Here is a 12867-nt window from a genome sequence, read left to right as displayed (position 1 = left end):
AAGTATATTATTTCCAAAATTAGTACTAATTATTGAGATTGATATATAAAAAATTTTCAATTTTATATAGGATATTATCTCAAAATAACACTAAGCTTTAATGATAAAAGCAAGATAGAACCGGATAAATAAAACAAAAAATGAAGGCTTCAAATGAAGCCTTCATTATAATATATTATCAAAAGATTTAATCAAATTTATTGTAAAGGGTCAAACGAACCACCCCAAGTATTATTTTGGATAATCAACGGATTATTATTCAATGCTCCTGTTGGAATTGGGAAGAAATAATACTCTGGTTTCCAAGCAATTGCTGGTCTTGACATTAAGCCATTTGGCGTTAAAACAACCGTCAAATAGTTTGTATAAACATCGTCTAACTTCATTCCATCACGAGTAGCTGCGAAATCTACAGGGACTCCAGTCGTTTTAAGTCTAATCTCAACCTTAGTTCCTTTACTTCCGTTGAATGTTTTCTCAAGCAATTTCCAACGTCTTAAATCCCAGAAACGTTTTCCCTCAAAAGCAAACTCTACTTGTCTTTCGTCAAGAATTGCCGTAAACATTTCAGCACGAGTCATATTTGCTTTTAAGCCATAAAGGCCGTCCGTACCAGCTTCTATGCCAGCTCTCGCACGAACTGCTTTTAATTGTGTATAGGCTTCATCTAATCTTCCTACTCCTGTAGCAGCTTCAGCTAAGTTTAATAATACCTCTGCAAAACGAATTTCCATCCAGTCAGTTCCTGAATAAATAGTGTTTGAAGCATCCACTGGCGAAGTAGCAACATCAGAAGTCTGTAGTGCTTTTCTACAATAAAAACCTGTATTGCTGATATTTACTGAACCATTTTCTACTGATATGTATCTATTTTGATTATTTAATTGAATATAAGTCCATAATCTATTATTCGTAACATTCGTCATCGGCCAAGTACAACCATTATAAGCAATTGTTTTTTCAAAACGTGGATCACGATCTTTGTAAAATAATTGGTCGGAATAAGTATATTTAGAAGAAACACCTGGTTTTTTTCCATCTTTCATTGGATATGCTTTTACTAAATCCCAAGAAGGAATGTTAGAACCACCACCAGAACCTGTAGCATATCTTGGGCGAGTACTTGCTTCCCAACCGTTATTTCTTCTTTGCTGATCACCTTGTGAATTATTAAAGCCTGTAATAAAAACAGCTTCTGTATTTCCTACTTCTGTAAACCACATTTTTCCATAATCAGCAAAAAGTTTTGCCCCACTTGCTGTTAGAATATCAAAAGCTTGCTTATTGGCATCATAAGCTGTCTGCCATTTTGCCGCAACATCATTTGGGTTAAATTGTGGGCTAGCTGCATACATTGATATTCTTCCCTTCAAAGCAGCTGCGGCTCCTTTGGTAATTCTACCCCAGTTTGTATTTGGTAATGACCAAACCGAAGGCAAGTACTTGATGGCAGTATCTAAATCTGCGGACATCTGAGCATAACATTGGGTTGTGGTATTTCTAGGAATAAAAGTTGCCTCACGAGCTTCGTCACCAACAGCATCTTGTGGAGTTAGTACCAAAGGTACACCGCCATACAATTTCACTAATTCAAAATATCGCCAAGCTCTAAAAAAGTATGCTTGAGCTAATAATCTGTTTCTAGCACCATTGTCCATCAATTTATCAGATCCTAAATCATAAATAAACGAATTGATGGTTCGTATTTTTCCATAATTATTGGTTGCATTTAAAGAAGTTCCAAAATCAGTAACGTCTGTTGCAGTAATTGTTCCTTCTAAGTATTTATTCGCTGAACTTCCCTGATTAAATGATTCTTCTGAATAGACACTACCCCCCAAACCAGTTACGTCTGTTACTCCACCCCAGCTAGGTAAATTTTGGTTATACACATAATTTAGTGCAATATTGGCTAATACCGAATCTCCAGAGATTAAATCAGGCGATGCTCCTCCTAAGTCTGTTTTATCTAACACACTTTCACAACTTGCCAAAGCAAGCATAGAACAAAGTGCCGACCATAAAATATATTTCTTTTTCATTTTTCTGTAATAATTAAGTTTTCAATTTCATTGGTAGAATTTCACTACCTTCTGAATAAGAAAATATGGGTAATTAATTATAGATTCAAGTTTAAACCTACTGAGAATGAACGTAATGTTGGATACACATCATACGCTCCAGAATACTGTTTATAAGTATAAGGGTTATATAAATTCAATGGGTTAGTTGATGTAAGATATACTCTAGCACCATTTACATTCAATTTTTTAAGTAAGTTAGCAGGTAGTTCATACGATACATTCAATGTTCTTACAGACATTTGGAATGAACTAACAAACCAAAAATCTGAATCCAAATTATTTTGTCCTCTATAATTTGGGGCTGGATATTTTGCGTTCGGATTTTCTGGAGTCCAGTGGTCTGTTAAATGCTGAGGTAAGTTTGTTTTAGCATTCACTTGTGCTGAAGTACCCCAACCTCTTGCTCCAGATTCTAGCATACTTTGTCCGCCAAAAGAACCACCCATCGCAAATGATAATGAAAAACGCTTGTAGGTAGTAGAGAAATTCATTCCGAAACCATAATGATTATCTTGTTTATTTGTCAGGTACTGACGGTCGTTTATATCTATTTTACCATCTGGTTCAGCATAAGAGTAGGTACCATCTGGGTTTGGAGTTGCATTTCTAGCACCACGAAAATCTTCATAATATAGCATTCCTGGAAGTGGTTTCACTCCGTCTATTGTATAGTTAGGATATTTGGCTAAAAGTGCATCAACATCGGCTTGTGTTCTTAACATTCCAAGATATTTATAAGCCAAAACGCCTTGATCTGTAGATCTCCCCGTAGGGTCAAGATACGTTCCTGTTAAACCTTTATCTAAATCCACCTTCACTTGCTTATTATCACTCCAAGCAAAGAAACCTCTTACTTTGTACGACCAGTCTTTATTAATTTTACTTGTCCATCCCAACGAAACCTCCGTACCAAAACCATCTACAGTAGCAAAGTTTTCCGAGGGCAATGTTGCACCAACCGTTAGAGGTACTGAAGAAACTAAAGTAAAAAGCATATTATAACGGTGGTCATAGAAGGCATCAATCCCTAATGAAAGGCGATTCTGTAAGAAATTTGCATCAATACCAGCATTTAATTTTGTATCACTATCCCATCTTACATCTCTGTTTGGCATTGCATTTTTTAGGCGGAAAATACCTGCACGGTCAAGATTACCGCCAAATACTGGACCATTACCTGTCTGAATCAAGTTATAGCTTTTCAACCAGTTGTATGCTCTTGTATTATCCATCCCTGTTAACCCTCCTGACAAACGTAACTTTAGAAAATCTACAAAACGTACATTATTTTTGAAGAAAGGTTCTTCAGAAATAACCCAACCAACAGATAAAGAAGGGAAAGTTCCCCAACGATTTTCAGGAGCAAAATTGGTAGAAGCATCTCTACGAACAGCAAATTCAGCTAAATACTTACCTGCGTAAGCATAATTCAAACGACCAGCAAACGATAATCTACCAGATTCTGATTCTGATTCATTGATTACTCCAACGCCTGCACCTGATGCAGTTCCTCCTAAGGCATAACCTGCATTGTCTAAAGCACCATCAACTAAGTTATCAAGGTATGAAGTGATACCGTCTGAATAAGTTTCAGATTGTTCGAATAAAGCAATTGCTGAAATTGAATGTTTACCGAAAGTTTTATCATAATTCAGGTAACCATTTAGCTGATACGAATCTGAGTAATTTGGTGAAAAGAAAATTCTATTACTGTTACTGATGTTTGTAGGAGTACCTCTAACACCGCCCCCAAAAATATGCTTATTTGCACCGAGCATATTAAAATTATAGAGCAAAAATCGTGTACCAAATTCTTTTCCAAAATTGTTTTCGAAAGTTCTGTTGTAAGTCATTTTAGCTTTCAGACCTTTCAAAAATGGAACGTCGTATTCTATGTAAGCATTGATGTTCAAACCATTATTTTTGGCTAACAGGTAATTATTAGATTTTTGAGCCTCAAAAAAATGAAAATTCTCACTTGTAGAACCACCGCCTGTGATGTTAACAGGTAAACCATCGATATAAGCAGGAATAAATGGTGCTGCATAAATCAATGATTTATAATCTTTCTCATTATCAGAGCCTCCTTGCTTTAATAAATACCTGTCTTTTTTGGATATATCTCCAGATAAACCTAAACCAACTCTTACATTATTGGATACTTTTATATCTGTACTCGCACGGAAAGTCCATCTATCAAAATTTATTTTTTCAAAATTACCATCTTGCTGATTATAAGTAATCCCGGCAAAGTAGGTCGCCTTATCTGTTCCGCCACTTACATTGAAAGCATGGCGAGTTACGCTAGATGATTTCCAAGCTTGGCTCAACCAATCTTGACTATTCGCTTTAAAGTAATCAAGTTCATCTTGTGAATAAAGAATATTTGGAGTTGTTGTCTTGAAGTTATAATCATTAATATAAGTAGCCAACTCATAGCCATTCATCATTTTGGGTAATTCAGCATCTGAAGTACCATACGAAGTACTATAAGAGAATTTTGGTGCTCCTGTTTTTCCTCTTTTCGTTGTAACAACCACAACTCCATAAGCACCTCTAGCCCCATAAATGGCTGCCGCCGCATCTTTTAGAATTGAAATATTTTCAACTTCTGAAACATCCATCACGTTAAAGTCGTCTTCTGTACGCACTACGTTGTCAATAACATATAAAGGACGTAAAGACCCACCATCTTTAGAGAATAAAATCGGGTTACGAATGGTAATGGAAGCATTATCTCCCGGGCGGCTAGTACCACCAGAAACACCTACTCCTGGTTGCTGACTCACCAAAGCAGCCGATAAACTACCTACGGCTAAATCTTCAATTGCTTTCATATCAATTGTAGCTACAGCACCTGTCAAATTAATTTTTTTCTGTTGTCCATAACCTACAAATACTACTTCATCTAAAGCAGAAACGTCGTCTTCCATGATTAAATTTATTTCAGAACGACCATTCACAGCAACTTCCTGTGTTTTCAAACCGACGGAAGTAAATATCAACGTTTCATTTCCTTTTGGAAGATCTAAACTAAATGCACCTTTTGCATCAGTTACAGTTCCTAATTTTCCTCCTTTTACTCTTACACTTACTCCTGCTACAGCTTCTCCTGAGGCATCTTTCACAACTCCTTTTACAGGCGTATTTGCTTTTTTGATGACAGATATTGACTGTTTCGAGGCTGTAACCTCTTTATGCTTTGTTGCAAAGGATGTTCCTGAGAACAAAAGTACAGCCAAAATTGGCGAGCAAGCCAGCAATGACTTCTTTACCAAATTGGGCTGGGTTTGTAAAAATAATTCCATAATTACTTGGTATCTTAAAATTTAAAAATGAGATTAAATCAATGGTTACTAAAAAGCGGGATATTTAAAACTATATTTTATGTGGTTTTTTCTCAAAATATTTATATTTCAAAAATGACAAAAAAATACTTATATAAAGTATAAATATCACGAACCAAAATTAGCTTAACGAAAGCCCAATTTTGTATATAATTTTTTCAAGATATTATAAAATATTATCATGCAATTTGTTTTCTGTGATAATATAAAGCATATTTTAGCTTTATTTGGTACAATTAGTTTTGTTTAGCAGCTTTGGCAGCGGCTATTCTTTGCTCCCATTCTAAGCCTGCTTTTTTCATATCAATCCCTGCTACTGACAAATAATTGTTGATTTTACCTTTGTACTTTCCGAACCAAGCGTGTTTTTTCTCTGATGATTCTGCATCCATTGCATGTTCACGGGCTTCTGTCAAGTATGCTAATATCTGCGTCTTTTGTGCTTCACTAAGATTTGGAAGCATTTCTTGATAGCCTTTATAAGTGATCGGTAAAACACCATAAGTCATTCCGTCTTTTACTTTTTCTACTTGACCTTCAGATAGTTCTTTCGATAGATTTTTTAAGTAATTTTTATGTAATTTATTCATTGCTAATTCAACCTCAGCTTCCGCTTGTTTTACTTCGGCTTCACTTTTCTCTTTATCTTCTTTCGCTTTTTCTTTAGCAATTTTTAGCTTTTCTTTTCTCAAATCATGGATTTCACTTAAATCACGATACTGTTTGCTAATAATATCTCTTACTTTAATACTTGTTTCTGCATCGCTAATGTCGAGTGTTGTGACAATTTTCGCCGCTCTGTCTGTAATCATTTTGGTATAATTTGCTTCTTTTTGCTCTTTCGTTTGAATATCCTGAGCCCAAAGCATTTTCGATGATACAATCATCAAAATCAATAATACCAATACTTTTTTCGCTACTTTTTCCATAATAATATTTGTTAATGCTTGCTGTTTATTGTATTATTTTATCATTTCAATACGCTATTCTTAATAGCACTTGGTCTTTTATCTAGGTAATACTACTCTTAAAGCTTTTTACTCGTTTATCTCCAAATACAATCAGTATATTTTTAAGTTTCCTTACTTTTATCTTTTACTGAGAAAATTTACTAAAACCAACAAAACCTAAATTGATTGTAATATCTTATCTTTTTCTCTTGTATGATTATATCTGACTTGCATACAAATTTCATCAATCAAAAATGTATTTTAGTATAAATTTTTACCAACTTAGTATATGATATTGTCATAATTAAACTAAGAATCGTTACATTTGGCACTTCATAGTATAATTTGATGGAATTTACATTTGTTTTATAAGTCATTACTATAGTACAAATCTTTATCAGAAAATTTATTTTAAATAAAAAATATAGTAGAAATGAAGCCACTTTTTCATAAAGTACCAGTAAAGCCCGAAAGTTCTTTCAGTATTCGCCATGATATAAGACCTAATTTTGATACCATCTGGCATTATCATCCAGAATTAGAATTACACTATATCATTAAGGGAGAAGGTGTTCGCTTTATCGGAGATAATATCAGCAACTTTTCTTATGGAGAAATCATTTTGATGGGTGAAAACTTACCACACACTTGGCGTTGTAAAGAAGAATATTTTGAAAATAATCCTGACCTTGTTGTAGAAGCAATTGTGATTCATTTTTTGCCAGATTGCCTAGGAAAATACTTATTGACTTTGCCTGAGGCTTACATGATTCCAAAATTGTATGAAAAGGCAAAATCTGGGATGGTTATCAATGGTGAAGCTCGTGAAAAAGTAGCAAAACTTATGCAAGAAGTAACTAAGGCAAGTAATTTAGAAAGAATCATTTTACTTTTATCTATTTTAAATATTCTTGCTGAAACAGATGAATACACAACGATTGCTACCGACCATAGTTTTTATCAATCTAATGAATCTGATACAATTCGCTTGAACAAGGTTTGTACTTATACGCTTTCTAATTATAAAAAGGATATTACTTTAGAAGAAATTTCTGCCATCAGTAATCTTAGCGTTACTTCGTTTTGTCGATATTTTAAATTGATGACAAAAAAAACCTATTATGATTTCCTGATTGAAATTAGAATTAGCCATGCTTGTAGAGCTTTGGTGGAAGACAAACTGCCAACTGAAGTAATCTGTTTTGATTGTGGTTTCAATAATGTTTCAAATTTTTATCGACACTTCAAAAAAGTAACAGGCATCACTCCTTTAGAATATAAAAGAAAATATCTGACACAATAAGTAATTTTTCATTTCTGAAAGCAGTCTAAAAAAATCAATAAAAATCATCTATATTGCTAATTTTCAAATACTTAGACATTAAATAATTTTAACTCAATGGCTTGAGACTTCTACAGAATTTTTTTTTAGGATTTCTGTAGAATATTTTTCTCCTGCAAAGCGAATAAAATTCGTTTTGCCTTTCTTTTTACTCTTTCTCCCCCCTCCTACTCTTGGTTTTCTCATTTGAAAAAAAATCTTTTGGCTTTTTCGAGTAAGTTTTCGTCAAAATGCTTTTGGATAAAAAAAGTTATTTTTACATTTACAAAAGATAAAATTTTATCCCTCCTAAAAAATGATTACACAAGAAAAGGTTGTTAAGTTTTTACGCTCAAAGCAGGCTCTTAACTTGACTCAAATTGAAAAAGAAGCTGGGATTCCTTCCAAAACTTTACATAAAGCATTAGCAGAACAAAAAGATATTCCAACCAAACATTTACCTGCCATCGACGAAGCCCTCAGACAGTACGGATATTCTGAAAATATGTTTGATAAAGCTGTCGTTATTTCTATCGTAAACCATAAAGGTGGCGTTGGAAAAACGACTACAACTATCAATGTTGGAAAAGCACTGAGCTTATTAGGTAATAAAGTTTTGATGGTAGATATGGATTCTCAAGGAAACTTATCACAATGTTTTGGTGTGCATGAACCACAAAATCAAGTAATTGATTCATTGTTGGGTAATACTGAATTACCAATTATTCCTCTTACAGATAGTATGTTCTTGGCTCCTTCTGACATCAGAATGGCTTACAAAGAATCTGAATTGGCAAATGCAATTGGTGCAGACAGAAGACTTTCGCTAAAACTTGATGAAGTAAAAGAAATGTTTGATTATATATTAATTGACTGTCCGCCAAGTTTGGGAATTTGTACTACTTGTTCATTGGTAGCTTCAAATTATTGTGTAGTACCGATTCAGCCCGAAGCGAGTGCTTATCATGGCGTAGAAAGTCTGTTTAATAGAATTGCAGAAGTGCGTGCTTATATTAATCCAACTTTAACAGTAAAAGGAATTGTGTTTACGATGGTTCATAAAAACCAAAGTGTCCATAAAAGTATGATGACGCACATCGAAGAAAAATTTAAGAGTTTTAATATTTATAATACGATTATTGAAGGCTCAACTGTGATAAAGCAGTCGCAAGTAGCGAAAGAAGATTTGTTTACTTATGCTCCAAAATCTTCTTCTTGGCAACAATATCACAATTTAGCAACTGAAATAATGGTTCTTTAATATGGCAAAGAAAGATTTTATGAATATCATGAAAGAGAAAACTAGCGATCTTCGCCCCTCTCTTTTATCGTCTGAAGAAAATATAAAAAGTCAAATTGTAATACTTGACCAACTCCGTGATTTAATTCCACCGCTTACTGGCGACGAATTACACCAATTAGAACTCAACATTCTTAAACACGGCGTAAAAGACCCATTATCTATTTGGGAAACTACCGCAGCGATTGCTCAAATTGACGACAGCAATACACCAGTATATGTGTTAATCGACGGACATAACCGTTATGATATTTGTAAAAAGAATCGTTTAGACTATCGCATCAATCTGTTGAAATTTACTTCTTTAGATGAAGTAAAAGACTACATGATTGATTTTCAATTAGGGCGTAGAAATTTATCTCCTGAACAAGCTTCTTATTTAAGAGGCTTACGCTATCTTCAACAAAAATCAATGCGTGGTGGCGACAAATTCTCAACAGAAGGTCAGCAAGATGTATCTATTGCTTTAGGAACAGAATATGGAGTAAGTAGCAGAACCATTAAAAGAGACGGAGAATTTGCTTCTGGTTTGAATAAATTATCGACTAGTTTAAAACAAGAAATCCTGACAGGGAAACAAAAACTACCAAAAGCGACAATCAATGCTATTTCAAAATTAGAAACATCTGAACCATTAGAAAGTATTGAACAAATCACCAACGAACTATCAAAAAACAGTCAAGTTTATTCTACTACTTCAGAAGACCCGCAAAGCAATCAAGTAATTAAATTACAAAGTGAGATTAGAGAAATTGCCAAAGGAAATTTAAGTAAATACGATTGTGAATCAATGCTTAGTAGAATTCATCAATTGTTAGAAATATTATAGCAAAGTGACACGCTGTCACTTTGGTTTTGTCCAGCAACAAACCAAATAAAAAAACCAAAGTGACAGCGTGTCACTTTGGTTTTTTTATTTGACAATAATTTTAAGACTAAATTAATTGTATTCCTAGACGATTAGCTGTTTTTTCAAATTGCGTTTTTACAGCCATTATATCTGGAAACTCCGATGTCATCGCATTCATTACTCCAGCAAAAAAAGACGCATCATCAGTGAAGTATTGAATGAAAGATTCATTTGAAACACTTTTATTACAGAAATTCATATAGCTATTATAATTCATTTGTCCCAGTAAACTTCCTTGCAATTTATTCAAGACCAATAAATACAATTCTGGATTTGATACTAAAATCTTCAACGCTACTTCTCTTTTTGCATTTGAAAACGCTACTTTCAATTCTTCTCTTTTTGCTTCTAATTTTTTAACATCATCTTTCTTCTTTTGTTCTTCTTTACTCTGCTGTTTTTTCTTTAACACTTCACTTTTTACTTGTGAACTCTTTTCAAACAAAATCGGATTCCTAACCATCTGATTCAAGTAACCACCAACGTTAGTAATTTTCTTTCCTGTTTTTACTTCATTCAATACATAATCTATTCCAAGTATGATTTGTTCTTCAGGAAATTCTTTCAACCAATTTTCTACCGTTTTCAAGGTAATTTCATAATCTTTTACTTTTGAAAAAATTTGATTGACTGTTGATGTTAAATCTGTTGTACTTTCTGAGCTTTCTTCAAAATCAGTATTTTTAATTATTGAGATGGTTTGAACATCATCATTAATAATTACATTTTTTTTAATATGAAATTCAATACTTTCTACTTTCTTCCCATTTTTAATTTCTTGATATTCAAAGTAGATTTCAGCATTGAGCGAGAGTTCTTTCTTGGCTTGTTCAATTACTTTCTTCTTAAAATCGAAGTAATTTTTGTATCTCGCTGATAAACCCAAAGTTGCTTTCAATTCATCTACATCAAATCTAAATTTCCCGAAACGTTCATATTCTTTACAGAATTCGTAAAAACGCATGGCATAAACGCTGTCGAGCCTTAAAATATTACGAATATCCAATACAGTAAAATTCTCTTTAATTTGTAACAGAAAGGGGTGGAGTGCCTGTGGAATTTCTAAGGTGAAATATCCTTCATCTTTGTAGTAAACAAATGCACTGATAAGGTTAGCATCAAAAGTGATTTTATTGTTTGAGAAAAAAATTCTTTTCTCTCTCATTTTCATTGCTTCTTTTTCTACGTGAGCATAAATGTTGTTACTATTAATGCCAGTAAGTCGCTGAAAATCCTTCACCGTTATTTTAATGATAGGAATCGAATCTTTTGCTTGGTCGATACTAGCAATCATGTGCAAGAAGATTTTCATCTGAATCGCCGAAATATCAAATTTTGCATTGATAATAGGATTACCTTTGATAATTCTATATGGATCTTTCGAAATTGCGTTTATTGCTTTATCTCTTTTATCGTTTTTCTCGTTACTCATTCGCTTACCAACTGTTGAGATGAAAAATAGAAAGTACGACTTGTATTAATGAAGAGTCGTTTTACAAAAAAAGCAGATAAATTAGTAAAAACAAAATAAAACGACGACAAAAAAAGTAAGGTCGTTTAACGAACCCCATAGGAGTCGTTTTTATGACCCCATAAAAGTCGTGATAAACCCCATAAAGGTCGTTTATACAACCCATAGGAGTCGTTTTAACACCCCATAAAGGTCGTCATTATAGCCCATAAAAGTCGTCGTCACACCCTATAAAGGTCGTTTTTTGGCACCGCATTGATTTGCAAATCAAGCACTTATGAAGGCTGAAAGACAAAAAGAAATAAAGAATAATAAATACAACAAATAATATAAATGATTGTATACTTATTTAATATTTGTGTAGAAATCGTGATAAAATAAAACGACTGCCTTTGAATTCTAGTAATTAAAGGCTTAAACATAAGCCCATAAAGGTCGTTTTATCTTTTTGTATTTAATTACTTCATATTTGTATAAACCTTAGTTAGCAATGAGTAATTTGTAAAGATATAGGAGTATGAAGCCCATAAAAGTCGTTTTTAATTTACTCCTAATCTGAATACTGAAACTTTTTTAACCCCATAAAAGTCGTTTTTCTGTGCCTCGTTGTTTTATTCCATTGTTCTATAGGTATTAGGATGGTTTTTAGAAAAAGTTAACCTAGGTTTCTTTTAATATTCAAAATAAGCGAGTTAAATAGGAATGAAGTAACCCCATAAAAGTCGTTTTTGATTAATTAGAATCTTTATGTGATATTTTGTTTCGTAATTATAACTTAGCCCATAAAAGTCGTTTTACTATTAATTTATCTTCATCAATAGTCTCGATTCAAAAAATAGACTCATTATTTTTAGCCCATAAAAGTCGTTTTTGGAGAAGTCAAATCAAATAATATTTAATTGAAAGTATCAACTGTTAATTCTATTGGGATTCAGCCCATAAAAGTCGTTTTTAGTAAATGTTTTTCAATCTTATTTTTTATTCAATCTATAAATTTTACCCCATAAAGGTCGTTTTTAGATGTTTTGTGAATCCTTTATTCCCAGCCCATAAAAGTCGTTTTAAAATACAGATTTTCCAATACAAAGAAATTTGATAGTGTAACATTTTAACTGATAATATTTTGAATGTATTGATATGCCCAAAGTTTAAAATGAAGGTTGAGCATATACTCTTTTTTAAAAAAATGATAGTATTTTTCTTACGAAACGGCTGAAGCGTTGTCTAATGGTGTTACTTAATTTCTCAATATGAGCGGTTTTGCCAGTTTCTTTTCCGACTTTGACATGCGTTTCACTAGGAATACAGTTATATGATTTCCCAAAATCGCTAAAACTATTACATTTCAAATATTTGTAAGGTAATTTTCGCCATAGTAGCTTGCAAAGTTCCCATACTACCATCGCCAATAAAGAATCACTGGGCGTCACCGAAACAATTTGTCTTTGATTTACTTTTAGTAGTACAAAATGAAATATCTCGTC

7 protein-coding genes are annotated in these 12867 nt (G+C 33.1%); 3 read left to right on the top strand and 4 right to left on the bottom strand.

The window, feature by feature from the left end:
• Positions 1 to 197: 197 nt before the first annotated feature.
• From HNP25_RS11825 to HNP25_RS11815, 3 genes are all read right to left on the bottom strand, one after another.
• On the bottom strand, positions 198 to 2042 hold the full coding sequence (locus HNP25_RS11825; protein ID WP_184134379.1) for a RagB/SusD family nutrient uptake outer membrane protein: 1845 nt from the start codon (positions 2040 to 2042) through the stop codon (positions 198 to 200).
• A 77-nt stretch (positions 2043 to 2119) separates the two neighbouring features.
• Complete coding sequence (locus HNP25_RS11820) at positions 2120 to 5392, bottom strand: SusC/RagA family TonB-linked outer membrane protein (RefSeq protein ID WP_184134378.1); 3273 nt, start codon at positions 5390 to 5392, stop codon at positions 2120 to 2122.
• Between the two features lie 275 nt (positions 5393 to 5667).
• Positions 5668 to 6360, bottom strand: coding sequence for a DUF3826 domain-containing protein (locus HNP25_RS11815; protein WP_184134377.1), 693 nt, complete (start codon positions 6358 to 6360; stop codon positions 5668 to 5670).
• A 454-nt stretch (positions 6361 to 6814) separates the two neighbouring features.
• Here HNP25_RS11815 and HNP25_RS11810 point away from each other — a divergent pair, with 454 nt between their 5' ends.
• The 3 genes from HNP25_RS11810 (at position 6815) to HNP25_RS11800 (ending at position 9831) form a co-directional block, all read left to right on the top strand.
• Positions 6815 to 7684 (top strand): AraC family transcriptional regulator, encoded by an 870-nt coding sequence (locus HNP25_RS11810; RefSeq protein WP_184134376.1) that lies wholly within the window; start codon positions 6815 to 6817, stop codon positions 7682 to 7684.
• A gap of 334 nt (positions 7685 to 8018) precedes the next feature.
• Entirely contained in the window at positions 8019 to 8963 is a 945-nt protein-coding gene (locus HNP25_RS11805) for a ParA family protein (RefSeq protein ID WP_184134375.1), read from the top strand.
• Position 8964: 1 nt separating this feature from the next.
• Positions 8965 to 9831 (top strand): ParB N-terminal domain-containing protein, encoded by an 867-nt coding sequence (locus HNP25_RS11800; protein ID WP_184134374.1) that lies wholly within the window; start codon positions 8965 to 8967, stop codon positions 9829 to 9831.
• Between the two features lie 106 nt (positions 9832 to 9937).
• Here the strand turns inward: HNP25_RS11800 and HNP25_RS11795 are convergent, their stop codons facing one another.
• Positions 9938 to 11344: a replication initiation protein gene (locus HNP25_RS11795; protein WP_184134373.1), complete on the bottom strand. Its 1407-nt coding sequence runs from the start codon at positions 11342 to 11344 to the stop codon at positions 9938 to 9940.
• Positions 11345 to 12867 lie beyond the last annotated feature (1523 nt).

It is taken from the genome of Arcicella rosea (assembly GCF_014204325.1).
Classification (GTDB): domain Bacteria; phylum Bacteroidota; class Bacteroidia; order Cytophagales; family Spirosomataceae; genus Arcicella; species Arcicella rosea_A.
This window is presented reverse-complemented; position numbering and strand designations above follow the sequence as displayed.